Source organism: Neorhizobium sp. PAMB6630 (assembly GCF_058242775.1).
This window is the reverse complement of record NZ_CM177836.1, coordinates 1,970,023-1,994,635: the sequence shown is the minus strand read 5'-3', so window position 1 is coordinate 1,994,635 and position 24,613 is coordinate 1,970,023. Positions and strand designations below refer to the sequence as shown.

Annotated in this window: 25 protein-coding genes; 8 read left to right on the top strand and 17 right to left on the bottom strand. The window is 61.5% G+C overall.

What is annotated here, in order from left to right; genetic code table 11:
* Nucleotides 1–27: 27 nt before the first annotated feature.
* The 9 genes from bamA to AC4CWF_RS09340 all read right to left on the bottom strand — a co-directional run bounded on the left by bamA (nt 28) and on the right by AC4CWF_RS09340 (nt 9,783).
* A complete protein-coding gene (gene bamA / locus AC4CWF_RS09380; RefSeq protein WP_491281425.1) occupies nt 28–2,352 on the bottom strand; it encodes an outer membrane protein assembly factor BamA in 2,325 nt (774 codons plus the stop codon).
* 189 nt (nt 2,353–2,541) lie between these two features.
* The gene (gene rseP, locus AC4CWF_RS09375) at nt 2,542–3,663 is read right to left on the bottom strand and encodes an RIP metalloprotease RseP (protein ID WP_491281424.1); all 1,122 of its coding nucleotides are present in this window, start codon (nt 3,661–3,663) and stop codon (nt 2,542–2,544) included.
* 30 nt (nt 3,664–3,693) lie between these two features.
* Nucleotides 3,694–4,527, bottom strand: a complete 834-nt coding sequence (locus AC4CWF_RS09370) for a phosphatidate cytidylyltransferase (RefSeq protein ID WP_491281423.1) — start codon at nt 4,525–4,527, stop codon at nt 3,694–3,696.
* On the bottom strand, nt 4,527–5,273 hold the full coding sequence (locus tag AC4CWF_RS09365) for an isoprenyl transferase (protein ID WP_491281422.1): 747 nt from the start codon (nt 5,271–5,273) through the stop codon (nt 4,527–4,529). The genes AC4CWF_RS09370 and AC4CWF_RS09365 overlap by 1 nt, the downstream gene beginning before the upstream one ends.
* 49 nt (nt 5,274–5,322) lie before the next feature.
* A complete protein-coding gene (gene frr / locus AC4CWF_RS09360) occupies nt 5,323–5,883 on the bottom strand; it encodes a ribosome recycling factor (RefSeq protein WP_491281421.1) in 561 nt (186 codons plus the stop codon).
* Nucleotides 5,884–5,935: 52 nt separating this feature from the next.
* The gene (gene pyrH, locus AC4CWF_RS09355) at nt 5,936–6,661 is read right to left on the bottom strand and encodes a UMP kinase (RefSeq protein ID WP_491281420.1); all 726 of its coding nucleotides are present in this window, start codon (nt 6,659–6,661) and stop codon (nt 5,936–5,938) included.
* Nucleotides 6,662–6,761: 100 nt separating this feature from the next.
* Nucleotides 6,762–7,688 (bottom strand): translation elongation factor Ts, encoded by a 927-nt coding sequence (tsf, locus tag AC4CWF_RS09350; protein ID WP_491281419.1) that lies wholly within the window; start codon nt 7,686–7,688, stop codon nt 6,762–6,764.
* 239 nt (nt 7,689–7,927) lie between these two features.
* Entirely contained in the window at nt 7,928–8,698 is a 771-nt protein-coding gene (gene rpsB, locus AC4CWF_RS09345) for a 30S ribosomal protein S2 (protein WP_491281418.1), read from the bottom strand.
* Nucleotides 8,699–8,949: 251 nt separating this feature from the next.
* Entirely contained in the window at nt 8,950–9,783 is an 834-nt protein-coding gene (locus AC4CWF_RS09340; protein ID WP_491281417.1) for a cell envelope integrity EipB family protein, read from the bottom strand.
* 112 nt (nt 9,784–9,895) lie between these two features.
* On the opposite strand from AC4CWF_RS09340, the gene AC4CWF_RS09335 reads away from it, so the two are divergent.
* Genes AC4CWF_RS09335 through AC4CWF_RS09320 form a run of 4 tightly spaced genes read left to right on the top strand, consistent with a single transcriptional unit; the run spans nt 9,896 to nt 12,753 of the window.
* The gene (locus AC4CWF_RS09335) at nt 9,896–10,384 is read left to right on the top strand and encodes a RidA family protein (protein ID WP_491281416.1); all 489 of its coding nucleotides are present in this window, start codon (nt 9,896–9,898) and stop codon (nt 10,382–10,384) included.
* Nucleotides 10,381–11,118, top strand: a complete 738-nt coding sequence (locus AC4CWF_RS09330) for a glycerophosphodiester phosphodiesterase (protein WP_491281415.1) — start codon at nt 10,381–10,383, stop codon at nt 11,116–11,118. Before AC4CWF_RS09335 ends, AC4CWF_RS09330 begins: the two co-directional genes overlap by 4 nt.
* Nucleotides 11,115–12,302, top strand: a complete 1,188-nt coding sequence (locus AC4CWF_RS09325; RefSeq protein WP_491281414.1) for a GNAT family N-acetyltransferase — start codon at nt 11,115–11,117, stop codon at nt 12,300–12,302. Before AC4CWF_RS09330 ends, AC4CWF_RS09325 begins: the two co-directional genes overlap by 4 nt.
* Before the next feature lie 25 nt (nt 12,303–12,327).
* Nucleotides 12,328–12,753, top strand: a complete 426-nt coding sequence (locus AC4CWF_RS09320) for an HIT family protein (RefSeq protein ID WP_491281413.1) — start codon at nt 12,328–12,330, stop codon at nt 12,751–12,753.
* A gap of 34 nt (nt 12,754–12,787) precedes the next feature.
* Here the strand turns inward: AC4CWF_RS09320 and AC4CWF_RS09315 are convergent, their stop codons facing one another.
* The 7 genes from AC4CWF_RS09315 to AC4CWF_RS09285 are packed head-to-tail and all read right to left on the bottom strand — an operon-like array spanning nt 12,788 to nt 18,472.
* Nucleotides 12,788–13,111 carry a TfoX/Sxy family protein gene (locus AC4CWF_RS09315; RefSeq protein WP_491281412.1) on the bottom strand — a complete coding sequence of 108 codons (324 nt, stop codon included), beginning with the start codon at nt 13,109–13,111 and terminating at the stop codon, nt 12,788–12,790.
* 2 nt (nt 13,112–13,113) lie between these two features.
* A complete protein-coding gene (locus AC4CWF_RS09310; RefSeq protein WP_491281411.1) occupies nt 13,114–14,799 on the bottom strand; it encodes an NTP transferase domain-containing protein in 1,686 nt (561 codons plus the stop codon).
* Nucleotides 14,796–15,494, bottom strand: coding sequence for an XdhC family protein (locus AC4CWF_RS09305; RefSeq protein ID WP_491281410.1), 699 nt, complete (start codon nt 15,492–15,494; stop codon nt 14,796–14,798). Before AC4CWF_RS09305 ends, AC4CWF_RS09310 begins: the two co-directional genes overlap by 4 nt.
* Nucleotides 15,494–15,814 carry an XdhC family protein gene (locus AC4CWF_RS09300; protein WP_491281409.1) on the bottom strand — a complete coding sequence of 107 codons (321 nt, stop codon included), beginning with the start codon at nt 15,812–15,814 and terminating at the stop codon, nt 15,494–15,496. The genes AC4CWF_RS09305 and AC4CWF_RS09300 overlap by 1 nt, the downstream gene beginning before the upstream one ends.
* Complete coding sequence (locus AC4CWF_RS09295; RefSeq protein WP_491281408.1) at nt 15,811–17,064, bottom strand: vWA domain-containing protein; 1,254 nt, start codon at nt 17,062–17,064, stop codon at nt 15,811–15,813. Before AC4CWF_RS09295 ends, AC4CWF_RS09300 begins: the two co-directional genes overlap by 4 nt.
* A 4-nt stretch (nt 17,065–17,068) precedes the next feature.
* Complete coding sequence (locus AC4CWF_RS09290; protein WP_491281407.1) at nt 17,069–17,998, bottom strand: AAA family ATPase; 930 nt, start codon at nt 17,996–17,998, stop codon at nt 17,069–17,071.
* Nucleotides 17,999–18,022: 24 nt separating this feature from the next.
* Nucleotides 18,023–18,472 (bottom strand): flavin reductase, encoded by a 450-nt coding sequence (locus tag AC4CWF_RS09285; protein WP_491285323.1) that lies wholly within the window; start codon nt 18,470–18,472, stop codon nt 18,023–18,025.
* Between the two features lie 248 nt (nt 18,473–18,720).
* On the opposite strand from AC4CWF_RS09285, the gene AC4CWF_RS09280 reads away from it, so the two are divergent.
* From AC4CWF_RS09280 to purB, 3 genes are all read left to right on the top strand, one after another.
* Nucleotides 18,721–19,821: a branched-chain amino acid ABC transporter substrate-binding protein gene (locus tag AC4CWF_RS09280; protein WP_491281406.1), complete on the top strand. Its 1,101-nt coding sequence runs from the start codon at nt 18,721–18,723 to the stop codon at nt 19,819–19,821.
* A 184-nt stretch (nt 19,822–20,005) separates the two neighbouring features.
* On the top strand, nt 20,006–20,683 hold the full coding sequence (rpe, locus tag AC4CWF_RS09275) for a ribulose-phosphate 3-epimerase (RefSeq protein WP_491281405.1): 678 nt from the start codon (nt 20,006–20,008) through the stop codon (nt 20,681–20,683).
* 126 nt (nt 20,684–20,809) lie between these two features.
* Nucleotides 20,810–22,111: an adenylosuccinate lyase gene (gene purB / locus AC4CWF_RS09270; RefSeq protein WP_491281404.1), complete on the top strand. Its 1,302-nt coding sequence runs from the start codon at nt 20,810–20,812 to the stop codon at nt 22,109–22,111.
* A 72-nt stretch (nt 22,112–22,183) separates the two neighbouring features.
* Here the strand turns inward: purB and AC4CWF_RS09265 are convergent, their stop codons facing one another.
* On the bottom strand, nt 22,184–23,839 hold the full coding sequence (locus AC4CWF_RS09265; protein WP_491281403.1) for a tannase/feruloyl esterase family alpha/beta hydrolase: 1,656 nt from the start codon (nt 23,837–23,839) through the stop codon (nt 22,184–22,186).
* Between the two features lie 169 nt (nt 23,840–24,008).
* On the opposite strand from AC4CWF_RS09265, the gene AC4CWF_RS09260 reads away from it, so the two are divergent.
* Nucleotides 24,009–24,563 carry an RBBP9/YdeN family alpha/beta hydrolase gene (locus AC4CWF_RS09260; protein ID WP_491281402.1) on the top strand — a complete coding sequence of 185 codons (555 nt, stop codon included), beginning with the start codon at nt 24,009–24,011 and terminating at the stop codon, nt 24,561–24,563.
* Nucleotides 24,564–24,613 lie beyond the last annotated feature (50 nt).

Here is a 24,613-nt window from a genome sequence, read left to right as displayed (position 1 = left end):
AAAGTCCGCGGTTCTGGATGCTGAAGATCAGAACTGGTTTGCCATGCTGAAGCGGAAGCGCTGCTCTTCGTCGTAGTCTTCCTTGGCAACCGGCACGGCGTAATCGAAGCGCAGAGCACCGAAGGGCGAGGCCCAGGAGATGCCTGCACCAACCGAGGCACGCAGCGAACTGTCAGTCCCGTTGACCGTGCCGCTAACCGGAACATCGTTGCCATAGAGCGAACCGGCATCGGCGAACAAGGCGGCGCGAAGGCCAAAATCTTCCGGTACGGCTGGCATCGGCATGGTGACTTCGGCCGAAGCGTTGAAGTAGGTCGTGCCGCCGATGGCATCTTCGCCAACACGCGGACCGATACCGTCGTTCTTGAAGCCACGAACCTGACGTCCGCCGAAGGTGAACTGGTCGAAGACGTGAAGGTCATCGCCCGTCGCCAGTACATGACCTGCGCCAACCGACAGCTGGCCGATGATATCAAGCTCATCCGACAGAAGGTGGAAATAACGCGCGCGGCCGTAGATCTTGTAATATTCCGAATCACCGCCGAGACCGGCATATTCATGCGTCACGGTTGCATAGATGCCTTCGCGCGGCAGCGTCTTGTCGTCCAGCGTGTTGTAGGTCAGCGTCTGCGAGACAGACGACTGATCATAGGTTCCGCCGCGAACCAGATCCTGGAACGGCTGCGACAGGTTGGTCTGCCAGTCATCCGTGCCGTCGTAGTTGATCTCTTTGTAGGTGTAGCGGAAGGTCGTCGCCAGATTCTCTGTGATCGGCGCCGTGACACGCAGGGTAACACCCTGTTCGTTATAGTCGTAATAATCGTTCGACGAGGTCTGGCTCTTGAACAGGTCGAAACCGGCAGCCAGGCGATAACCGAGGAAGTAGGGCTCGGTGAAGTTGAGCGAATAGGTACGGGCATCGTCAAGACCGCCACCGGCGGCCACGCGGATGTACTGGCCACGGCCGAGGAAGTTCTTTTCCTCGATCGAGGCTTCCAGAACCACGCCATCATCGGCGGCATAACCGGCACCGATACCGAACGAGCCGGTTGCCTGATCCTCGACATCCACCACGATCACGACGCGGTCAGCGGACGAGCCGGGCTGCGTAGTGATGTTGACCTTGCCGAAATAACCCAGCGCTTCAAGACGGCGCTTGGCGCGGGTGATCATCGTCTGGTTGAAGGCGTCGCCTTCGCTGATGTCGAACTCGCGACGGATCACGTAGTCACGGGTACGGGTGTTGCCGCGAATGTCGATGCGTTCGACATAGGCGCGCTCGCCCTGGTCCACGAGGTAGGAAATACCGATCGTGTTGGTCTGGAAGTTGCGGTCGCCACGTGGGGTGACGCGGGCAAACGGATAACCGGCTTCGGCCACCTTCTTGGAGATTGCCTCCATCGTCTTTTGAACTTCGTTGGCCTTGTAGACGTCGCCGGACTTCGTTTCGACGAGACCCTGCAGGTCTGCGCCGTTGATCCCGTCGACCGTCGATTCGACAGCCACGTTGCCGAAATTGTAACGCGGGCCTTCCTCGACCGTGAAAGTCAGCGTGTATTCGTTCTTTGCTTCGTTGAGCACCGCATCCGATGAAACGATGCGGAAGTCCGGATAACCGTGGTTGTAATAGAACTGGCGCAGCGCCTCTTCGTCGGCGCGCAGCTTGTCCTCGGTAAACACGTCCTTGCGGGTGAGGAACGACAGCGGGCCGGATTCCTTCGTCACCAGCACGTCGTGCAGGCGGCGATTGCCATAGGCCTGGTTGCCGATAAACTTGATGTCGGAAATCTTGGTGCGGTCGCCTTCGTTGATCACGAAGGCAATGTTGACGCGACCCTGGCCAACCGGAACCACCTGCGTGGTGATCTCGACGTCGCCGCGACCGATGACCTTGTAGGCTTCCTTCAGGCGCGCGATGTCTGCGGTCACCAGCGCTTCGCTATAGGGGCCGAGCGGCTGGGTGTTGACCACGCCCTGCAGCTTGTCGTCCTTGATCTTGCGGTTGCCGTTGAACACCACCTGATTGACCAGCTGGCTTTCATTGACCGTGACGACCAGCGTCGAGCCGGATACTGCGATCTTCACATCGGAAAAATAACCGGTGGCGTACAGACGCTTTACCGATTCATCGATATCGGAATTGGAAAAATTGACGCCTGGGCGAATGGTGATGTTGGACCGAACAGCTTCCTGGCCGGACCGTTGTGCACCACGCACCTCGACACGCTGAATCGTCGCGGCCTGCGCAGACAAGGGTGAGCTAAGAACAACCACACCTGCACCAGACGCAACAACACCAGCAGACAGCGCAACCGCCGAGACTGCGTTCAAAAACCTTGAACCAGCTTTCATTTTCAATTCTTACCTTTTTCCGTTGTCCTTGTCGGGGGATACCCGACTCCGGCCACGTGTGTCGTTTTACCTGCTTTTGCCCTACAAGCAAGGTATCCCGTTAATTTCTATTTACTTCCTTTGAAGGCGTGACCCAATCGCCACGGCGAACTCCAAACAGGGTAAACAGTTGGTTTACAACTGACTTCGTCAGCCGATCAGGTTGCTGATGTCGTTCCAGGTGGCAAAGACCATCAGGCTCAGCACCATGGCCAAACCGATGCGGAATGCAACCTCCTGTGCGCCAGCGCCCAAGGGTTTTCCCCGGATCGCCTCAATGGCGTAGAAGACAAGGTGACCGCCGTCGAGAACGGGAACCGGCATGAGGTTCAAAAGACCGATGGACACGGAGAGGACGGCGGCCAGCTGGATGACGGCGGAAAGGCCGAGCGTCGCCATCTGTCCTGAGGCCTGCGCCACCCGCACCGGCCCGCCCAGCTGATCTGCCTTCATGCGGCCGGTCACTAGGTTGCCGATATAGCGGAAGGTGCCGGTGATGATGTGGCCTGTCTCCACAAAACCCTGTCCCACGGCTTCCACAGGCGAATAGGTGACATGGCGGAAATTGCCGCTCTGCTCGTTGGTGACGATGCCGATCAGGCCCATTTCCACCTTGTTGCCGAACTGGTCTGTAATCTCCGACCGCTTTGGCACCATCGGCAGGTCGATCCGCTGGCCGTTGCGCTCCACGGTGACGACGATCGGCGTCTCCGGGCGGATGCTGACATAACGGCGGACATCGTCAAAGGTGCGGATGGTCGAGCCGTCAAGCGCGACAAGCCTGTCGCCCGGGAAAACGCCGGCTTCGGCGGCCGCGCTGTCCGGGCGCACTTCAGCCACGACCGGATCGGATATCATGCGACCGTAGACACCGAAAAGCACGGCGAAAATGGCGATGGCCAGGATGAAATTGGCAATCGGGCCGGCGGCAACCGTTGCGGCGCGTTTCCAGAGGGCAGCCCCTGCCAGCGTCTGCGCGCGCTCGGCGGCGCTGAGCTGTGACAGGTTTTCTGCATCGGGACGGCTGGAGGCGTCTTCGTCGCCGAAAAATTTCACATAGCCGCCAAGCGGCACAAGCGACAGCTTCCAGCGCGTGCCGTGGCTATCGGTGAAGCCCACAAGCTCCGGGCCAAAACCGATCGAAAAGGCGGTGACGCGAATACCGCTCCAGCGGCCGACGAGGTAATGGCCCATCTCATGCACGAAAACGAGCAGCGACAGGACGAGAATGAAGGGGATGATATAGCCCGTCAGGAAACCGAAGATTGCCATCAATTGATCCACTTCTCCTGTTGAACGGCCTTAAAGGCCGAACAGGAACGCTGCCACGGAGGTGCCGCCCTCTTCCGACCATGCGGCATGCATGATTGCAAGAAGAAATGCCGCAAACCCGGCAAAAACGAGGCCGTCAACCCGGTCCATCACGCCACCGTGGCCGGGAATGAGGTGGCTTGAGTCTTTTGCGCCAAAGCGGCGCTTGATGAAGCTCTCAAACAGATCGCCCACCTGGCTTGCAACCGACAAGCTGAAGGCCAGAAAGGCGGTGCGCAGCGAAAGCACGGGAAAGAAGGCGAAGGACAGAAGGCAGCCGGCTGCCACGCCCGAGACCGTGCCGCCAATGGCACCGGACCAGGTCTTGCCGGGCGAGATGCGTGGCGCAAGCTTTGGCCCGCGCAAGGCGCGCCCGACGAAATAGGCAAGGATATCGGTGGCCCAGACCACGGCAAAAACGAACAGCATGGCGACGAATCCCGGCTCGTCTGCACCGCGGATGGCAGCAAGCGAGATGCCGCTGAAGGCGGAATAGGCAATGCCGGCGGGAAGCCAGCCACTTCCGCCACGCACGGCAATCAGCAGGATGGCCGTCAGGGTGAAGCCGCCGGCCAGCGGCACGCCCATGCCCTCGTCACCCAGGACCAGATTGGCGGCAACCGACACGACGGCCAGCCAGCCAAGTGCATTGCCGCGAAAATCCACATCGGCAAGCCGCGTCATCCGCGACCATTCATAATAGACGAGGACAGCGATGATGGCCGAGAAACCACGGAAGGACAGCCCACCGGCCCAGGTGGCGATGAGCGTCACGGCCGCCATGACAATGGCGGAAAGAATGCGCCGTCTGAGTTCAACCGACATCAGCCCGCCACCGCAGCGGGTGCGACGGGTGACAGGCCACCAAAACGACGATCCCGTGCCGAAAACGTCCGGATCGCCTCGTAGAACAGCTCGCGGTCAAAATCGGGCCAGTATTGCGGCACGAAGACGAATTCCGAATAGGCCGCCTGCCAGAGCAGAAAGTTCGACAGCCGCTCCTCGCCGCTGGTGCGGATGATGAGATCGGGGTCGGGAATGCCGGCCGTGTCGAGATGCGCCGCAATGAGATCCGGTGTCACGTCTGCGGCCTTCAGGCGTCCGGCTTCCACCTCCACGGAAAGGCGTCTGACGGCCCGGGCAATCTCGTCGCGCGCGCCGTAGTTGAAGGCGATGATGAGCGTCAGGCCGGTATTATTGCCCGTGGTCTCTTCTGCCTCGAGGAGAAGCGGAAGAATATCACCCTGCAGTCCGTCGCGTTCGCCGATCACGCGGATGCGCACGTTCGAGCGGTGAAGTTCGGCCAGATCGCGCCGGATGAAGCGGCGCAGCAGCCCCATCAGCACCGAAACTTCCTCCTGCGGCCGGCTCCAGTTTTCCGAGGAAAAGGCAAACAGCGTCAGGAATTCGATGCCGGCATCACCGGCTGCCTCCACGGTGCGCCGAACCGCCTCGACACCCTTGCTGTGTCCGACGGTGCGCGGCAGGCCGCGTTCATTCGCCCAGCGTCCATTGCCGTCCATGATGATGGCAACATGTCTGGGTATGGAGGGCAGCTCACCTTGCACCATGGAACATCCACTCGCTTCAACGTTGAAAAACAGGCAATCAGGCAGATTACTAAACCTGCATGATCTCCTTTTCCTTCTCGCTAAGCAAACGATCGACGTCGGAAATCGTGTCATCGGTCATTTTCTGCACCCGGTCCGACTGCGTACGGCTGTCGTCCTGGCCGATGGTGCCGTCTTTTTCCGCCTTTTTCAGCGAATCCATGCCGTCGCGGCGCACATGGCGAATGGCGACCTTGGCCTTTTCGGCATAATCATGCGCCACCTTGACGAGCGACTTGCGGCGCTCCTCGTTCAGTTCCGGCAGGGGAATGCGCAGGTTCTGGCCGTCCATGATCGGGTTGAGGCCAAGATTGGCTTCGCGGATAGCGCGGTCGACGGCGTTGACCATCGACTTGTCCCAGACGGAGATGCCCAGCATGCGCGGTTCCGGCACGGTGACGTTGGCCACCTGGTTCAGCGGCACGCGCGAGCCATAGGCCTCCACGACCACCGGATCGAGAATGTTGGCAGACGCACGTCCGGTGCGCAGCGATGCGATATCGCTCTTGAACGCCGAGATGGCGCCATCCATGCGCCGCTTGATATCGTTGAGGTCGATGGCTCCGCTCATCTTCTACTCCGTTCTGGCAAGACGTCTGCGCAACTGCGTGCGCTTAAGGCAATTAATTGTCGGTCACGATGGTCTTGAGACCACCGCCGGTCAAGATCTCTCCGAAACCGCCCTTCTCGTGGATCGAGAAGACGATGATCGGAATGGAATTTTCACGCGCAAGTGCCACGGCTGCAACGTCCATCACGGCGAGCCCCTTTTCCAGGATTTCGCTGTGGGTCAGGTGGTCGAAACGGGTGGCCGTCGGGTCCTTCTTGGGGTCGGCCGAATAGATGCCGTCGACCTGCGTTCCCTTGAAGATGGCTTCCGCGCCGATTTCGGCAGCGCGCAGCGCACCGGCCGAGTCGGTCGTGAAGAAGGGGTTGCCGGTTCCGCCGGCAAAAATTACTACGCGACCCTGGGCCATGTGATGCAGCGCCTGGCGCTGCGAAAAGCTCTCGCAGATTTCCGGCATGGCAATGGCCGACAGCACGACGGTGTCGATATCAAGCTTGCGCAGCGATGTTCCGAGCGCCAGCGCATTGATGACGGTTGCCAGCATGCCCATGTGGTCGCCGGTCACCCGGTCGCCGCCCTTGGAGGCTACGGCCACGCCGCGGAAGATATTCCCGCCGCCAACGACGATACCGACCTCGACGCCCATCCGGCGTGCCTCGGCAATATCGGCTGCAATGCGGTCGGCAACGGTAACGTCGATGCCAAAACCCTGGCTGCCCATCAGGGCCTCACCGGAGACCTTCAGCAGCACACGTTTATAGACGGGATTGGAGGATGACATGGAAACTCCTTCGAGGATCGCACCGAGTGCCGGATACACGAAGGGCGCCGCGTTGTCACGCGACGCCCTGACGCTATCCCAATATTTCAGGACGCAGAAATCAACGCTTGACGGTTGCTGCCACTTCGGCTGCGAAATCCGTCTCTTCCTTTTCGACGCCTTCGCCGAGAAGCAGGCGCACCATGCCGGTGATCTCGATCGGCGCACCAACGTCCTTTTCAGCTTCCTTGAGGGCAGCTGCGACAGTCAGGTCCGGGTTGATGACGAAAGCCTGCGAGAGAAGAGCGACTTCCTCGAAGAACTTGCGCATGCGGCCTTCGACCATCTTTTCGATGATGGCTTCCGGCTTGCCCGATTCGCGCGACTGTTCGATGAAGATGTTGCGCTCGCGCTCGGCAACTGCTGCATCAACTTCGTCGGCGCGGACGGCCAGCGGGTTGGTGGCGGCAACGTGCATGGCAACCTGGCGGCCGATCGCCGTCAGTGCATCCTTGTTGCCGGTGGACTTCAGGGCAACCAGAACGCCGAGCTTGCCGAGGCCGTCAGCAGCAGCATTGTGAACGTAGGTTGCGACAACGCCGTCTTCGACGGAGAGCTTTGCCGCGCGACGCAGCGACATGTTTTCGCCGATGGTTGCAATCGCGTCCTTGATCGTGTCGGAAACCGACTTGCCGGTTGCCGGGTAGTTGGCAGCCGAAATCGCGTCGACGGAACCGTCGGTCGAGAGCGCAACCGAAGCAATGCCGCGAACCAGATCCTGGAAAGCGTCGTTGCGGGCAACGAAGTCGGTTTCGGAGTTCAGCTCGACGACCACGGCGCTGGTGCCGGACGAAGCGATGCCGACGAGGCCTTCAGCGGCGGTGCGGCCAGACTTCTTGTCGGCCTTGGCAATGCCCTTGGCGCGCAGCCAGTCGATCGCGGCTTCCATGTCGCCAGCGGTCTCGGCGAGCGCCTTCTTGCAGTCCATCATGCCTGCGCCAGTCTTTTCGCGCAGTTCCTTCACCATTGCGGCTGTGATTTCGCTCATGTTTGCCTCTTGTCCATCTGGGGATGCGCCTGCCGGGTATTGGAACGGCCGGCGCCCGTTTGGGGCACGAATGTACCCGAAAATATGACAGCGTGATGAATGGTCGTCCGCGCAGTCTCACGGCAACAGTGGCAGAACGCTTAGGCTCCGCCGGCGCTGGACGCCTTGGGTGGAGACCGCCCGAGGGCGATCTCCCGCATTTCAAGATCTCGAAACGAACGGCAGAACCGTCGAAAGGATCAGGCTTCTGCAGCTTCTTCCGACAGAGCCGGCTCGATCGGAGCTTCGGCGGAAGCGCCGACGTCACGACCGGAAGAACCCTGCTGGCGAGCGATGCCGTCGATGGCAGCGCGTGCAACCAGGTCGCAATAAAGAGCGATGGCGCGCGAAGCGTCGTCGTTGCCGGGGATCGGGTAGTCGATCAGGTCCGGATCGCAGTTCGAATCGATGATGGCAACGACCGGGATGCCGAGGCGCTTGGCTTCGTCGATCGCGATCTTTTCCTTGTTCGTGTCGATGATGAACATCAGGTCCGGGGTGCCGCCCATGTCGCGGATACCGCCGAGAGCCTTTTCAAGCTTTTCGCGTTCGCGCTCGAGGTTCAGGCGTTCCTTCTTGGTGAAGCCCGAAGCTTCCGAACCAAGAATCTCGTCGAGCTTGCGCAGGCGCTGGATCGAGTTCGAGATGGTCTTCCAGTTGGTCATCATGCCGCCGAGCCAGCGGGAGTTGACGTAATACTGGGCCGAACGCTTCGCCGAATCGGCGATCAGCTCGGATGCCTGGCGCTTGGTGCCAACGAACAGAACGCGGCCGCCACGGGCAACGGTGTCCGAAATGACCTGCAGGGCGCGCGACAGCATCGGAACGGACTGAGCCAGATCGATGATGTGGATGTTGTTACGATCGCCGAAGATGTAAGGCTTCATCTTCGGGTTCCAGCGGTGCGTCTGGTGACCGAAGTGAACGCCAGCTTCCAGAAGCTGACGCATGCTAAAATCAGGCAATGCCATGCCTTTTCTCCTTGTTTCCGGTTTAACCCCCGCGAAACGAACAGCCGCCCGAAAGGGCCGGCCACCGGCGGAACGGACCGGATTTCTCCCGGTCAATCCCAAGTTTCGCGTGTGGAATGGTGGTGCGCATAACGGGCATTGGCCGCAAAAGCAAGCGTTTCCGCCAGAAAAACGCAAATGACGCCGGTTTCGCGCAGCGGATAAGGCCGGGCAGTGCCCGGCCTTATCCGCCTGCCCGCTACACAGCGGTTTCAGCGGCAGGGTTCTGCCGGTTTGTCCAGAAGTTCAAGCTTGGACAGCGTGCCGGACAGGACGAAGTCGCCGTAATCCATCGTCAGGTCGCGGGTGATGCCATTGCCGTAGAGCTTGAAGGACATGCGGTAGATCGGCAGCGAATCAGTTTTCTGGTCTTCGTTGAAATAAGCGATCGTTACTGGCCAGTAGGGCAGCTTGCCGAATTCGCCGGCGCTTGCGGCATCGGCATCATCCGGTTTCGGCATCTGCTGCGTGCCAACGACCGTGGTCGTCAACAGGCTCTGGTCGCCGTTTTCCGAGCCATCGAAAATACGGGCTTCGAAGAAGCGCTTGCCCTCCCTGGCATTGTCGATCACCTCCAGCATATGCTCCGTCGGAAACTGTGCCGGTGTCAGGTCCACTTCGCGCCGGTCGGGCTTGGCGAGCGCCACCTTGATGCCATCGGCCTTGTCGCTTGCCTCGCCCGTCACCTGTTTGTCCAGCTGCTCGTCGGTGAAGGATTTGGTGTCGAAGCGAAACTCGCCGGAGCTGGCATTTTCGAACGTTGTCGTCTGCTGGTCGGTCACGCGCATTTCCTCGCCCGTATCGACACGGGTCACGAAGCGGAAATTGGTGGTGAAACCCGAACAGACATTGCCGGTGAACTCGTAGACCATGCGGCCATACATGCCCTCGATGCCCGAACGATCAGAGACGTCCTTCAGCTTCAAATCATAGATGGCACGGTGGGGAATGAGCGCTCGTGCGCCCTCCATGCCTGCAAGGGCCGGGCTGAAAGGGGCAAGCGTACTGCCTGCTAGAAGGACCGCTGCAAAGCTCTGCCGCAACATCCACAATCTCCTATGGGACTCGACGCGCGATGTTATATGTACGCCATCAAGTGATGCTTAGCGTCATGTGTGACGGAATCGAGTCAATTTTACAATCAAACCGGAGAACGAAATGTCGGATGCGATCGAAGCCCGCCTGAAGGAGATGGGGATCGAACTGCCGGTGGCCGCAGCGCCTGCCGCCAATTATGTCCCCTATACGCAGAGCGGCACCACGCTTTACATCTCCGGCCAACTGCCGATGGAGGCCGGAAAGGTCGCCGTGACAGGCCTTGTGGGCGCGGATGTGGACGTTGCGACCGCCCAGCGCGCCGCCGAACTGTGCGCCATCAACATTTTGGCGCAGGTGAAGGCTGCCGTTGGCGGTGATCTCGGCCGCGTGCGCCGTGTTCTGAAGCTGAACGGCTTCATCGCGTCCGCCCCCGGTTTTGTCGAACAACATCTGGTGATGAACGGCGCTTCCAACCTTATCGCCAATGTTCTGGGCGAGGCGGGCAAGCATGCGCGCGCCGCCGTTGGCATGGCCGCCCTGCCCTTTAACGCCGCCGTCGAGGTGGATGCCATCCTGGAAGTCGAAGCCAGCTCGGAAGTCGAAGCATGAGCGCCGATCTCACCTGGCTGAAAGAGACGCCGGTTGCCCATCGCGGTTATCACGACCTGAACAAGGCCGTGTGGGAAAACACGCTGTCGGCCTTTTCCCGCGCCATCGAGGCGGGTTTTGCCATCGAATGCGATATCCAGCTTTCGGCCGACAGCGTGCCGATGGTGTTTCACGACCATGATCTGCAGCGCCTCTGCGGCATTACCGGCGAAGTGCGTGAGCGCATGGCCAACGAGCTGCAGGCGCTTTCCGTCGGCGGCACGAAAGATCGCATTCCGACGCTGAAGCAGATGCTGGCTCTGGTAAAGGGCCAGGTCCCGTTGGTCATCGAACTGAAGGGCATCGATGCCGAGCAGGACGACGGTTTTATCGAAAGCGTTCTGGAAGTGCTGGAAGGTTATGAGGGCCCGCTGGCGCTGATGAGCTTCGACTATCACCTGCTGCGCGCGCTGAAGGCAGCACATTGCCCCTACCCGGTCGGCCTCACCGCCATGGGCAGCAAGCCGGATGAATTCTTCGCCCATGAGGAGGCGATGCAACTGGGCCTCGATTTCATCTCCTATCATTATGCCGACCTGCCCAACAGTTTTGTCACCGGCCAGCGCGCCCGTGGCATCACCGTCATTACCTGGACGGTGAGGGATGAAAATGCCCGCGCCCATACCTATAGTCATGCGGACCAGATGACCTTCGAGGGTTTTGACCCGCGAGAAAGCAAAGCCTCTGCCGCATGAGCCAAACCGTCACTCTCCGCGTCGAACAATCTTTTGCCGCGATCAGCCCGGAACGCTGGTCGCAGCTTTCAGGAACCCGACGCGGGGGTGAAACGCCCTATAATCCCTTCCTCTCGCATGCCTATCTGTCATCGCTGGAGGAATCCGGCTCGGCGACGGCCAAAAGCGGCTGGCTCGGCCATCATCTTCTGATGGAGGACGCAGACGGCCAGCTGATCGGCGCCGTCCCCGGATACCTCAAGAACCACAGCCAGGGCGAATATGTCTTCGATCACGGCTGGGCGGATGCGTTCGAGCGGGCCGGCGGGCAATATTATCCAAAGCTGCAATGCGCCATCCCGTTTACCCCCGCCACTGGCCAGCGGCTGCTGGTGCGCGACGGCGACGGCGCCGATGACGAGCGCCTGACGCTTGCGGCCGGCCTTGCCGAAGTCACCCGCCAGCTCGGCATTTCGTCAGCCCATGTCACCTTTCTGCGGGAAGTGGAACTGCCGGCCTTCGAGGAGGCGGGGTTCCTGCACCGCATGGACCAGCAGTTTCATTTCATCAACGACGGTTATGAGAACCACGAGGCGTTTCTCGCCAAACTCTCCTCCTCCAAGCGCAAAAACCTGCGCAAGGAACGCCGCGCCGCGCTGGAAAACGGCATCGAGATCGACTGGCTGACGGGCAAGGACCTGACGGAAGAGATCTGGGACCAGTTTTTCACCTTCTACATGGATACCGGCAGCCGCAAATGGGGAAAGCCGTACCTCACGCGGGCGTTCTATTCGCTGATCGGCGAACGCATGGCCGACGACATTTTGCTCGTGATGGCGCGGCGCGACGGGCGTTATGTGGCGGGCGCCATCAACTTCATCGGCGAAGAGGCGCTGTTCGGGCGGCACTGGGGCTGTATCGAGGATCATCCCTTCCTGCATTTCGAGGTCTGTTATCATCAGGCGATCGATTTTGCGCTGGCAAACGGCCTGAAGCGCGTCGAGGCAGGTGCTCAAGGGGAACACAAGCTGGCGCGCGGCTACCTGCCCGTCACCACCCATTCCGCCCATTATATTGCCCATCCCGGCCTTCGCCGCGCCATTGGCGACTACTTGAAGCGCGAGCGGCAAGAGGTGGAATATGCCGGCGAATACTTGACCGAGCACAGCCCTTTCCGCAAGGGAGAGCGGCAAGAGGACGATTGACAAAAGACACTCAGGGAGCGCCCGCATGACCGGCCAGATCTATGACGACAACAACATCTTTGCCAAAATCCTGAAGGGCGAGATCCCCGCGCACAAGGTCTACGAAGACGACGATACGCTGGCTTTCATGGATGTGATGCCGCAGGCGCCCGGCCATCTCCTCGTTATCCCCAAGCGCGGCTCGCGCAACCTTTTGGATGCCGATCCGGCCGTGCTGTCGACGCTTCTTCCTGTGGTTCAGAAACTCGCCGTTGCGGCAAAGGAGGCTTTCGAAGCCGATGGTGTCTTCATCGCCCAGTTCAACGAACCCGCCGCCGGCCAGACCGTGTTCCACCTGCATTTCCACGTGATCCCGCGACACGAGGGGCAGGCTTTGAAGCCGCATACGGGCAAGATGGAGGACGGGGCGGTTCTCGCGGAAAACGCCCGGAAGATTCGCGAGGCGCTTTAAGGCGCACCGGTAAAGGCCTGCGTTAAGACGAGAATCAGCGGTTTGCGCTGCGCACGCCTGCCTCATAGGCAAGCCGTGCCCAGCGCGTCATCTCGTCGGGATCGTCAAAGGCTGCATCGGGAATGGACCAGTAGGGCATCAGAACCGGCTTGCCAGTCTTTCCCTCATAGGCCCACTGTTTCGCGCCGGCCTCAGCGAACTTCGGTGCGCTTTCGGCGTCTGCCTTCAGCATCATCTCGCCACGCAGTTCGATGGCAAAAATCACACCGTGGTGGTAGATGCCCTTGCCACCGAACATGCGCCGGATGGTGACGGGGCCGAGCCCGTGAAAAAGGTCTTCGATATCGGCTTTGTCCATGCTCATCCCCGCAAGGTTCCGCCGGCGGCGATCACCGCTTCCGGCGTATCGACATCGATATGGGCGCCTGCCCCGATCTCCACGTCGATGATCGGCAGGCCGCAGGTCTCGATCACATGGCGCGCCCCGACATCGCCTTCCAGCAGCATCAGCTCGCCGAAGGTCGCACGGGGCAAAATAACCGGATTACCGCGCTTGCCGCCCGCGACAGCGCGGACGATGGCGCGCCCTTCCGCCTTGCGAAACGCCGCCTGAAGCGCCTGTAAATCCCCAGCCGATACGGCCGGCATATCGGCCAGAAGCACCATCACGCCTGCGACATCCGACAGGTCAGGCGCGGCAAGCCCTGCCTTGATCGATCCCGCCATGCCGCTGGCGTAATCCAGGTTTTCCACCAGCGTCAGGGAGAGGCCCTGAAGCGCGCGGGACACGTCGTCTGCCCGATGACCGGTGACGGCGACGAACGGTGCGGGCCGGTTCTCCGATGCAACCGCGCCCTCAGATCCACCGGCATCCGGAGCGCCGGAGGCGGCAAGCGCCCGTTCCGCCACCCGCCGCACCAGGGGCACGCCATCAAATTCCGCCAGCAGCTTGTGACCCGCCTCGCCCATCCTGCTTGCCCGGCCTGCGGCCAGAAGAAGAATGCCGATCGAAAGCGCCCTGTTCTTGGCCAAAGGCAGCTCGCGCGGCTGTGGCCGGCTTGGAATTTCCATCAGCAATCCTCCAATACCAAGCCCCGTCAACTCTTGCGCCCGGGGACGTTCGCCGGAGAGGATCCGGTTCAGCACCCAGTCAAAGCCGTTCTCTTTCGGTGATCGCGCGCAGCCCGGCGCGCCGATCAAGGCGGTATTACCGTGATAACCGAGCACCAGGAGATTGCCGGGATCGACCGGCAGGCCCACCTGCTCCACCGCACCGCCGGCAAGCCGCATCGCCTGCGGCAGCACGTCCTCGCCATCGCAGACGGCAGAGGCGCCGAACAGGATCACCATGCGCGGCACACCGTCTTCCGGTTGGGAGAGTGCCGCGCGCAAGGCATTCGCCACGGCCTCTGCCCGATGCGCCACGCGGTGCTCGCGGATGATGACGCTGCCGGAGGGGGCAAGCCGGCGCGACAGAAGGTTCGCCGTTTTGTCGAGCACGGAGGTTTTCAGCACAGGCAGTTCGGTCTGGATCAGGGTGACCGAGAAGGGACGGTAGGGTGCGATGGACACCGCCTCGCCCTCGCGCAGAACAGCCTTTGCCGCCTCCACCTTGTCGCCGGCTACCGCCAGCGGAATGATTTTGACCGTCGCCACCATGTCGCCCGCCGCGACCGGCGCCCGGTCGGCGAGACAGGCCAGCGTAATGGCCGGATCGATCTGGTTGAACCGGTCGATCAGTGCCCGGTCAGCCCGGAAAAGCCCGTTTTGCGTTGTGTGAATATTCACCCGCCCGGTGCTTGCTGGTGACAGCCGAAGCGATCCGTTACCAAAACAGGCGGCAAGTTCTTCGGCCGCGACATCTTCCGTCAAATCCCCCGGTTGCAGCCGAGCCACCACCACCTCGGCAAGGCCCGCCTCGGCCAGTGTCTGAAGATCCCCAGCCGACAGGATCGTGCCCTTCGGCATGCGCCCGCCGGGATGGCTGACGCTATGCGCCAGGATCGCACCTTCTGCTTGTCCAAGCGGCACCGACCCAAAAATCATTCTGCACCGCCGGACAGCGAGCGACGCCGAAAGGCCTCGACGATTTGTGCAAGGATCGCCAGCGCAATCTCCTCCGGGCTCGATGCCCCGATATCAAGCCCGATGGGCGCGCGGATCCTTTGGATCTGCTCCTGTGTCAGGCCGCTCTCCAGCAGGCGCTCGACACGGCGTGCATGGGTTTTTCGGCTGCCGAGTGCGCCAACGTAAAAACAGCCGCACCGCAGCGCTTCGGCCAGCGCAAAATCGTCGATCTTCGGATCATGGGTGACGGCGGCGAGCGCCGTATAGGGATCGAGCACCAGCACCTTCAGCACGTCTTCCGGCCAGTCGGCGATGAGATCCACCCCCTCGAAACGTTCGGGCGTGGCAAAAGCCGTGCGCGGATCGATGATGGTGAGATCATAGCCGATTACAGGCGCCAGCCGCGCCAGCCCTTGCGTGATATGCACGGCCCCGATGGCAACGATGCGCGGCGGCGGCAGGTGGACGTTGAGAAACAGCGGCTGTCCCTCAATGTCGATGAGCCCGGATTTTCCGTTGCGAAACGTCTTCTCCGCCGCCTCTGCCAGATGCGCCGGCACCGGCTGTCCCTCCACCAGAACCTGCGTCTCGCCCGACGCGGTATCGGTGATGAGGATGGCGGCGTTGCGGGCGTTTCGCGCGGCATTCAGTTCTGCCAGATGATCCAGCCGCATCAGTTGAGCCTCTCCACATAAACCCGGATGCGCCCGCCGCAGGAGAGGCCGACACGCCACGCAGTTTCATCCGCCACGCCGAATTCCAGCATTTTTGGCGCGCCAGAGGTGATCACCTCCAGTGCCTCGGTGATGACGGCGCCCTCGACGCAACCGCCGGACACCGAGCCCTCGAAATTGCCCTCGCCGTCAATGACGAGATGGCTGCCGGCCGGGCGTGGGGCCGAACCCCAGGTTTCCATGACCGTGGCAATGGCAACGGTGCGGCCCTCACGGGCCCAGGTTTCTGCGGTGACAAGCGGATCAAGCATCGTCGTCATGCGACAGTCCTTTCCTTGAACCAGCGGAAACTGGCGCCTGCCGTCGCCTTGCCCGACAGCGCTTGCGCCAGATCCGCCAGCGAATTCAGATTATGCACGGGGCGAAACTCGTCCACATGCGGCAGCATGGCCCGCACGCCCCGCGCGCGCGGCTGGAAACCGTCAAAGCGCAGAAGCGGATTAAGCCAGATCAGTCGTCGGCACGAGCGGTGCAGCCGGTCGATCTCCGTTTCCAGTTCCGCCACCCCGTCCCGCTCCAGCCCGTCGGTGATCAGCAGCACCACCGCCCCGCCGCCCAGAACCCGACGGCCCCAGATGCGGTTGAACGTTTTCAGCGTCTCGCCAATCCGTGTCCCGCCCGACCAGTCTTCGACCGATCGGGTACAGGCATCGAGAGCCTCGTCCGGATCCCGGTGACGTAAGCTGCGCGTCACATTGGTCAAGCGGGTGCCAAACAGAAAGACGTGAGTGCGCCGCCGCTTTTCCATCACCGCATGGGCAAAATGCAGGAAAATGCGACTGTACTGGCTCATCGAGCCAGAGATATCGGCGAGAACCACCAGCGGCGGTTCCTGCCTCTGCAGCCGGCGAAATTTCGGCAGCATGATATCGCCGCCGGTGCGCATCGCATGGCGCAACGTGGCGCGTGGATCGATGCGGCCGGGATGGTTTGCCGCCCGATACCGTCGCGTCACCACAGAATCGAGCGGCAGCACGAGCTTTGCCATCTCGATCCGGGCGGCAGCGAGTTCTGCGGCCGACATCTGGGCAAAATCCGTCCGGCGCAGTACTTCAGACGCGGACGCCGTAAAGCGCGCATCGGCCTCGACCTCCGGCGGCGCCTCCGGTTTGTGCGGACGCGCCTGTTCAGCCACCAGACTGTCACCGACGCGCGAAGCCGCCGGTTTCGGCTTTTCCGCTTCGCGCTGCTCGGCAATTTTTGGCGACATCATCTGGATCATCTTTTCGACAAGGTCGCGCTTGCGAAAGAACAGGCGAAACGCCTCGTCAAAGACAGCCATATCCTCGCGCCGCTTGACGAAGACGGCGGCGAGCGCTGCGTGAAATTCCTCGCGCGCACCGATGCCGACGGCTTCGGCAGCAGCGACGGCATCGAGCGTTGCCTGTGGCGACGTCTTGAGCCCCGCCCGCCGGAGAACGCGGGAAAAATAGAGGATGTTTTCGGCAAGGCGTCCGTCCTCGCCGGCACGCACGCCTGACCCGATTTCGCTGCCTTCGATTGCCATCATGGCTCTATCCCGCCGCCAGCAGTTCCGCCTTCACCTCGGCCAGAATGGCGCCGCCCTCGCCGCCGCGGATACGGGCAATGTCGTCCTGATATTTCAGGAGCGTGCCGAGCGTGTCGGAGATCGTCTCCGGGTCGAGCGCCAGCCGGTCAAGCTCGGTCAGTGCCGTGGCCCAGTCAATGGTTTCGGCAATGCCGGGGTTCTTGAACAGATCGACCGTGCGCAGCTTTTGCACATAGGCCACCACCTGACGCGACAGTGCCGCGCCCGCCTGCGGCACCTTGCGCTTCAGGATCGCAAGTTCCTGCGCGGCATCGGGGTAATCCACCCAGTGATAGAGACAGCGCCTTTTCAGCGCGTCATGGATCTCGCGGGTGCGGTTGGTGGTAATGATGACGATGGGCGGCTCGGCGGCCTTGATCGTGCCAAGCTCGGGTATGGTGACCTGAAACTCGGAGAGAACTTCCAGCAGAAACGCCTCGAACGCCTCGTCGGTGCGGTCAAGTTCATCGATCAAAAACACCGGCGCCGCCTCGCCTGCCCGCGCAAGCGCCTGCAGCACCGGACGGCGGATGAGGTGGCGCTCGGAATAGAGATTGGCCTCCAGCCGGTCGCGGTCTTCAAGGCCGGCGGCCTCCGAAAGCCTGATATCCAGCATCTGCGCCGGGTAATTCCACTCGTAGACGGCAGAGGCGACATCCAGCCCCTCATAACATTGCAGCCGGATCAGCGGACGGTTGAGCCCCTTGGCCAGCGCCTTGGCAATCTCCGTCTTGCCAACGCCTGCCTCTCCTTCCAGAAACAGCGGCCGCTGCATGCGAAGCGCCAGAAAAATCACCGTCGCCAGTCCGCGCCCGGCGAGATAATCCTGTTCACCCAGCAGAGTAATGGTTTCATCGATCGACGCCGGAGGCCGGCGCGCATCCTGATCTGTCATGGCAACTCCCCCGATCAACAAAGACTACAGCGCGTGAAAAGCCCGGTCCAGATAAATGAGCGGCGGATTGTGCGGCCCGAAATGCATGGCGACGACCTGCCCGAACAGCACCAGATGGGTGGACATCCGGCGGATTTCCATCAGCCGGCAATCGAAGGAAACCAGCGCATCGGACAAAACCGGCGCGCCGGTTTCCAGCGTCAGCCAGTGCGCCAGCGCAAAACGCTCCTCCACCGGCAGCCGGTCAAAACCGGCAAGCGCCTTCGCCAGCGCCTGATGGTGGCCGGCAAGCGAATTCAGCGCAAAGACCCCGCTTTGTTCGAAGATGGCATTGCTGTCGTTGGTGGCGTTGAGGCAGACGAGAACGGTTGCGGGATCGTCGGACACCGAGCAGGCGGCTGTGGCCGTCACCCCGCGCCGAACGCCCTGCCATTCGGTGGTCACAGCCTGCACATGGCCGGCATAACGCGCCATGCCATTGCGATAGAGGGTAGGGTCGACCGGCTGTGGCCGGCCCTGTGCGTCGTTGCGCGTGTCGGAAACAGTCACAAGGTTCCTCCCCCCGGTCTCCGGGACCTCGACAGCCCCATCGACCGCCTTGCACTTTTGAATATGGTAAGGGTGCCCGTCGTTGTCCACGCCCGGCAGCAATTTGCGCGGGCCATGGCGAAAACCAACGCAATTTCCTTTGACCCGCGCCAAAGGCCGGCTAAATGTGCGGCATGAGCGATATTTCGATCCGATCCGCCGCCCGCCGCGGCCTCTTGGCTGCAGGGGCAGCTGCGCTTTTCTTCGCCGCCGTGCCCGTTTCGGCCGCCACCATCGGCGTCGTTGCCCCGCAGAGCGGACCTTATGGGCTGCTTGGCCAGCAGATCCTGCGCGGCGCCCAGGCGGCCGCGACAGATGGCGATAAACTCGTTCCAATTGCCGAAAGCTGCGAACAGGGATCTGGCGGCGCGATTGCCGCGGCGCTGAAACAGGCTGGCGCCACGGCCGCCATCGGGTTCCTCTGCGTCGAAACACTCTCGGAATCGCTGCCGAAGCTCAAGGACGCAGGCATTGCCGCAATCACCGTCTCGGTGCGCTCAAAGATCCTGATGGAGGATGCCACGCGCTATGGCTGGCCCTTCTTCCGGCTGGCGCCTGTTGATGGCGCGGAGGCCGAAAAGCTTGCCGACATCGTGCTGTCCAGATTCCAGAACAAGTCCATCGCTCTTGTCGATGACGGCACGATCTATGGCCGGGAACTCACCGGCGCCATCCGCCAGAAGCTGGAAGCCGGCGGCATCAAGCCGGCCTTTGCCGATACGTTCCGCCCCGGACAGGAACAGCAGCTGGCGCTGGTTCGGCGGCTGGTCAAGACCGGCGCCTCGCATGTGGTGGTTGGCGGAGACCGGGCGGATGTTGCCATCATGGCCCGCGATGCGGCGGCCGAAAAGGCCGCCCTCACCTTCATCGGCGGCGATGTGATGCGGGCAGCCAACCGCCCGCTACCCCTCGCTGATGGTGCACTGGCCGTTGCACTGCCCGATTATGCGGCCCTGCCTTCCGCTGCCCCGGTGGTTGCCGCCCTTCGTGCCAAAAACAGCGAGGCTGATGGTTACACATTGCCGGCTTATGCGGCTGTGCAGATCGCAAGAGCGGCCACATCAAAGGCCTTGGCGGAGAAGAAAACCGTGGCGCAGGTGCTGCCGAACCTTTCGGTCGATACCGTGCTCGGCCCGCTCACCTTCGGCGCCAACCATGAACTGGCCCAAAATCCGTTCCGCCTGCAGGAATGGCGCGCCGGTGCCTTTCATCCGGTGGATGGCGAGACGGAATGAGGGGCACCGGCCCATCCGGCGATTGTGCAGCAGAAGACGGAATGTTAAGCGGGGCCGAAATCTGCCGCACGCAGCCTGATCTCCTCATTTGAAGGACAGCGTTCTGCGGCAAGCCTTTCTGCCCGGTGCTTGCTGCTCCAAAAAGGAATAAGGCGCCGCCCCTGATCCGCCGGAGGAACCCGACATGCCCCTGCCCATTCGCATTGCCCCATCCATCCTTGCCGCCGATTTTTCAAAGCTCGGCCAGGAGGTTCGCGACGTCATCGAAGCCGGCGCCGACTGGGTGCATCTCGATGTCATGGACGGGCATTTCGTGCCCAATATTTCCTTCGGCCCCGATGTCATCAAGGCGCTTCGCCCGCACACCACGGCCTGGTTCGATTGCCACCTGATGATTGCGCCCGCCGATCCCTATCTCGAAGCCTTCGCCAAGGCCGGCTGCGACAGCATTACCGTGCATGCCGAATCCGGGGTTCACCTGCACCGTTCGCTGCAGACCATTAGGTCGCTCGGCAAAAAGGTCGGCGTCACGCTCAACCCGGCAACGCCACTGTCGGTCATCGAAAACGTGCTTGACGATGTCGACCTCATCCTCATCATGAGCGTCAATCCGGGCTTTGGCGGTCAGAAATTCATCCCGGCGATGTTTGACAAGATCCGCGCCACCCGCGCGCTGATCGGCGACCGGCCGATCGATCTGGAAGTGGATGGCGGCATAACGGCAGATACCATCGGCGATGCCGCCCGCGCCGGCGCCAATGTTTTTGTCGCAGGCTCGGCCATCTACAAGGGTGGCGATATCGCGGCTTATCGCGACAACGTTTCTGTCCTGCGCCGCAATGCCGAGGCCGGTGCGGCCTGACCACATCTCTCTTTCGCCATTGGCCGCTTGCCGCTCCACCCAAACCTTCTTTACGTCCTGCGTTGAGATTGCGGGTGGTTCTTGCTAAAGCGGGCCAACTCTTGTCGTTCCCAAGGAAATCCGCTGATGATCCCGCGTTATTCCCGGCCTGAAATGGTCTCCATCTGGTCGCCCGAAACAAAATTTCGCATCTGGTTCGAGATCGAGGCGCATGCCTGCGATGCGCTTGCGGAACTCGGCGTGATCCCGAAGGATGCGGCAAAAACGATCTGGGAAAAAGGCGGTGCTGCCGAATTCAATGTTGCGCGCATCGATGAGATCGAAGCCGTCACCAAGCATGACGTCATCGCGTTCCTCACGCATCTCGCGGAATTCGTCGGCCCCGACAGCCGTTTCGTCCATCAGGGCATGACCTCGTCGGACGTGCTCGACACCACGTTCAACATCCAGCTGGTGCGCGCAACCGATATTCTCATCGCCGGCATGGACCGTCTGCTCACAGCTCTGAAGACCCGCGCCTTCGAGCACAAGGATACGGTGCGCATCGGCCGTAGTCACGGCATCCATGCCGAGCCGGTGACGATGGGCCTGACCTTCGCCCGCTTTTATGCCGAAATGGAGCGCAACCGCGCCCGTCTCGTTGCCGCCCGCGCCGAGATCGCCACCGGTGCCATTTCTGGCGCCGTCGGCACTTTTGCCAATATCGATCCGCGCGTCGAAGAACATGTCTGCGAAAAGCTTGGCCTGACGCCGGAGCCGGTCTCCACGCAGGTCATTCCGCGCGATCGTCATGCGATGTTTTTCGCAACGCTTGGCGTCATCGCGTCTTCGATCGAGAACGTCGCCATCGAAATTCGCCACATGCAGCGCACGGAAGTTCTGGAAGCGGAAGAGTTCTTCTCGCCCGGCCAGAAGGGTTCGTCGGCCATGCCGCACAAGCGCAATCCGGTGCTCACCGAAAACCTCACCGGCCTTGCCCGCCTCGTGCGCATGTCGGTGGTGCCCGCCATGGAAAACGTCGCCCTCTGGCACGAGCGCGATATCTCCCATTCGAGCGTCGAGCGCGCCATCGGCCCGGATACGACCGTGACGCTCGATTTCGCGCTGCATCGTCTGGCCGGCGTCATCGAGAAGCTGGTGATCTACCCTGAGAACATGATGAACAACCTCAACAAGTTCCGCGGGCTTGTTCACTCGCAGCGTGTGCTTCTGGCGCTGACCCAGGCCGGCGTGTCGCGCGAAGACAGCTACCGTCTCGTGCAGCGCAATGCCATGAAGGTCTGGGAACAGGGCAAGGATTTCCTGGAGGAACTGCTTGCCGACCAGGAAGTGCGCGCCGCTCTTCCGGAAGAGACAATTCGCGAAAAATTCGACCTCGGTTATCATACCAAGCATGTCGACACGATTTTTCGCCGCGTCTTCGGCTGAGGTCCCTCAAGATGATTCAAACTGTCAGCCGGCAGGGGTAACCCTGCCGGCTGATTGCGTTTTATCGCCTCGTTACTGGCAGGCAAAACGGCTTTCGTCGCTGCCGGCGGCACCGGTAAATCGGGTCACCTTCGGAGTGGGGCAATAGAGGAAACGTGTGCCGACAAGGCCTGCCGCCTCGTTGTTGCCGGCTGTGATCCCGGCCGCGATGCCCTCCGGCGCCTTGCCCTTTTCTACCCAGGCGACAAGCGCCGAGAAGAAATCGAAATCGTCGTAGGACGGACCGCTGGCACCATGCGGCATGCCCGGGATACGGTAAAGCTTGACGAAATCGCCAGCTTTGCCGCCATTGTTTTCATCAAGCTTGCGATACCAGTTGACGGTATCGAGAACCGAAAACACCGGGTCGGCATTGCCGTGGAACACGATCATCTTGTGGCCGGCAGCGTGAAACGCCTTGAGGTCGGGATTGTCAGCACCGGGCGGGATCATCACCTGAGCTGCCGATTCGCCAAAGGTCGCATCGGTCGCAAAGATTTTGGGCGCATCCCTGTCGAAGTCAAAGTTCAGGAGGAAATCCTGCAAGGCCTGCGGCGTTCCGCCCACAGCGGTTGGCGGCGTCGTGAACACCTGCGCCAGCGAGGCGGCCCCCATCACTGCGATGATCGGCTTCTTGCCCCAGGGCTCGACAGCGCTTTCCAGCTTCCAGCCGCGCCAGTTGCCGGATGCCATGCCCGGATCCCAGACCCATTCGCTGTAAAGCTGCTCGCCCTTGCTGTTCTTAGGCCCCTCATGGCTTTTGGTGAGCGCTGCGATCTGCGCCGGCGACAGGCAATCCTTGTCACCGTCCTTGGCGCATTGCAGCACCTGCGGCTTGAACGCCGTCTGGCACGCAGCCGAATCGGCCACGATGCCGTCTGCTAAACCATCGAGTCCATCGCAGGCGGCAAGAATACCCTTGGCGAGAACCGCCATGTCATCGCGGGAAAAAGCCTTGGCGATATCGGTGTTGACGGAAGACCAGGCTTTTATGTCATGCGCGTGCTGAATGGCGGCTTTCGGCAGGTTGAAGCCGGGATAACCGGAAAGAATGCCATCGAAGATCTCGGGCATGCGGGTCGCGGCCATCAGGCCGTGACGGCCGCCGTTCGAACTGCCGATCCCATAAGTGTATTCGGCCGGTTTCCCGTAGCGGATCTCCACAAGCTTTTCCGCCAGCGGGTTCAGCGTCGCCACGGCCGAATAGCCATAATCGCGGCGCGCCTGCGGATCAAAACCGAAGGCTGCGCCGCCGGCAATGCCCTTTTCCGGGTTGGCCTTGCCATCGTGGCCGGCATCGCTGGAAACGACCGCGTATCCACGCGACAGCGCCGTGTCCTTTTTGTTGCCGCCGAGAAGCGGCCCGAGTGCCGGCACCACCACGCCATCATTGCCGCCGTTGAATTGGTGGACGAAACGGCCGTTCCACGTGTCGGGCAGGCGCAGTTCGAATTGGATCGCATAATCCTTGCCGTCAGCGCCTTTGTGCTCTCCCGCCTTGCCACGCACGAGGCAATGGGCAACGGGTATCTCGTCGCTTGCCGGCGTCGCCACCGCTTCCGTCAGTGTCACTCCATCCAGGTGATGGCCGGCATCACGCAGCTGCGCACAATCGACAGCCGCCAGCGCAACACCCGGTCCGCAAAGCACGGCCAGTGCTGCGGCACCCCCAAATAAGGCTTTCATCATAAGCTCCTCCCAAAGCATGTCTGTCGCAAGACGCCGCCTCCGCACCGTCCATGGCTGGAACATAACACCGGAATTATCGGCAAAATAGTAAGTGTTGCCTATTAATTTTTGCGCGGACGTCCCGGTTGTCTCTCTTGACGCCGGACGATGCGGCTAGCAGATAAGAGGCATGAAGGCATCCGACGCAGATATTCTCATCATCCCCGGTTATACCAATTCCGGCCCCGCCCATTGGCAGACCCGTTGGGAAAACAAACTCCAGACGGCGCGGCGCGTCGAGCAGGCGGAGTGGTCGAAACCCGTGCGCGAAGACTGGGTGGAACGGGTGGCGCAGGAGGTTAACGCCTCGTCACGCCCGGTGGTGCTGGTCGCCCATTCGCTCGGCGTCGCAGCCGCCATTCATGCAATTCCGCAATTTCGTCAGAAGGTGGCCGGCGCGTTTTTCGTGGCGCCGCCTGATGTCGCCAACCCGGCCATCCGTCCCAAACACCTGATGACGTTCGGGCCCTACCCGCGCGATCCGCTGCCCTTCCCCTCCATGACGATCGCCAGCCGCAACGACCCCTTCGGCTCCTATGATCATGCCGACGAGATCGCGGGCGCATGGGGCTCGCTTCTCATCGATGCCGGTGAGGCCGGCCACATCAATGCCGAATCGGGTCATGGCCCCTGGCCGGAGGGAACCATGGTCTTTGCCAAATTCCTCTCCGGGCTGAAGGTCTGATCAGAGATAAATCAACCGGCCATTAAGTAAAATATTTAACGTCACTTCAC

Bases quoted from the DNA above. Each gene is read 5' to 3' on its own strand.
- bamA (WP_491281425.1), bottom strand. From the start codon at position 2,352: ATGAAAGCTGGTTCAAGGTTTTTGAACGCAGTCTCGGCGGTTGCGCTG.
- rseP (WP_491281424.1), bottom strand. From the start codon at position 3,663: ATGGCAATCTTCGGTTTCCTGACGGGCTATATCATCCCCTTCATTCTC.
- AC4CWF_RS09370 (WP_491281423.1), bottom strand. From the start codon at position 4,527: ATGTCGGTTGAACTCAGACGGCGCATTCTTTCCGCCATTGTCATGGCG.
- AC4CWF_RS09365 (WP_491281422.1), bottom strand. From the start codon at position 5,273: ATGGTGCAAGGTGAGCTGCCCTCCATACCCAGACATGTTGCCATCATC.
- frr (WP_491281421.1), bottom strand. From the start codon at position 5,883: ATGAGCGGAGCCATCGACCTCAACGATATCAAGCGGCGCATGGATGGC.
- pyrH (WP_491281420.1), bottom strand. From the start codon at position 6,661: ATGTCATCCTCCAATCCCGTCTATAAACGTGTGCTGCTGAAGGTCTCC.
- tsf (WP_491281419.1), bottom strand. From the start codon at position 7,688: ATGAGCGAAATCACAGCCGCAATGGTGAAGGAACTGCGCGAAAAGACT.
- rpsB (WP_491281418.1), bottom strand. From the start codon at position 8,698: ATGGCATTGCCTGATTTTAGCATGCGTCAGCTTCTGGAAGCTGGCGTT.
- AC4CWF_RS09340 (WP_491281417.1), bottom strand. From the start codon at position 9,783: ATGTTGCGGCAGAGCTTTGCAGCGGTCCTTCTAGCAGGCAGTACGCTT.
- AC4CWF_RS09335 (WP_491281416.1), top strand. From the start codon at position 9,896: ATGTCGGATGCGATCGAAGCCCGCCTGAAGGAGATGGGGATCGAACTG.
- AC4CWF_RS09330 (WP_491281415.1), top strand. From the start codon at position 10,381: ATGAGCGCCGATCTCACCTGGCTGAAAGAGACGCCGGTTGCCCATCGC.
- AC4CWF_RS09325 (WP_491281414.1), top strand. From the start codon at position 11,115: ATGAGCCAAACCGTCACTCTCCGCGTCGAACAATCTTTTGCCGCGATC.
- AC4CWF_RS09320 (WP_491281413.1), top strand. From the start codon at position 12,328: ATGACCGGCCAGATCTATGACGACAACAACATCTTTGCCAAAATCCTG.
- AC4CWF_RS09315 (WP_491281412.1), bottom strand. From the start codon at position 13,111: ATGGACAAAGCCGATATCGAAGACCTTTTTCACGGGCTCGGCCCCGTC.
- AC4CWF_RS09310 (WP_491281411.1), bottom strand. From the start codon at position 14,799: ATGATTTTTGGGTCGGTGCCGCTTGGACAAGCAGAAGGTGCGATCCTG.
- AC4CWF_RS09305 (WP_491281410.1), bottom strand. From the start codon at position 15,494: ATGCGGCTGGATCATCTGGCAGAACTGAATGCCGCGCGAAACGCCCGC.
- AC4CWF_RS09300 (WP_491281409.1), bottom strand. From the start codon at position 15,814: ATGACGACGATGCTTGATCCGCTTGTCACCGCAGAAACCTGGGCCCGT.
- AC4CWF_RS09295 (WP_491281408.1), bottom strand. From the start codon at position 17,064: ATGATGGCAATCGAAGGCAGCGAAATCGGGTCAGGCGTGCGTGCCGGC.
- AC4CWF_RS09290 (WP_491281407.1), bottom strand. From the start codon at position 17,998: ATGACAGATCAGGATGCGCGCCGGCCTCCGGCGTCGATCGATGAAACC.
- AC4CWF_RS09285 (WP_491285323.1), bottom strand. From the start codon at position 18,472: ATGGCGCGTTATGCCGGCCATGTGCAGGCTGTGACCACCGAATGGCAG.
- AC4CWF_RS09280 (WP_491281406.1), top strand. From the start codon at position 18,721: ATGAGCGATATTTCGATCCGATCCGCCGCCCGCCGCGGCCTCTTGGCT.
- rpe (WP_491281405.1), top strand. From the start codon at position 20,006: ATGCCCCTGCCCATTCGCATTGCCCCATCCATCCTTGCCGCCGATTTT.
- purB (WP_491281404.1), top strand. From the start codon at position 20,810: ATGATCCCGCGTTATTCCCGGCCTGAAATGGTCTCCATCTGGTCGCCC.
- AC4CWF_RS09265 (WP_491281403.1), bottom strand. From the start codon at position 23,839: ATGATGAAAGCCTTATTTGGGGGTGCCGCAGCACTGGCCGTGCTTTGC.
- AC4CWF_RS09260 (WP_491281402.1), top strand. From the start codon at position 24,009: ATGAAGGCATCCGACGCAGATATTCTCATCATCCCCGGTTATACCAAT.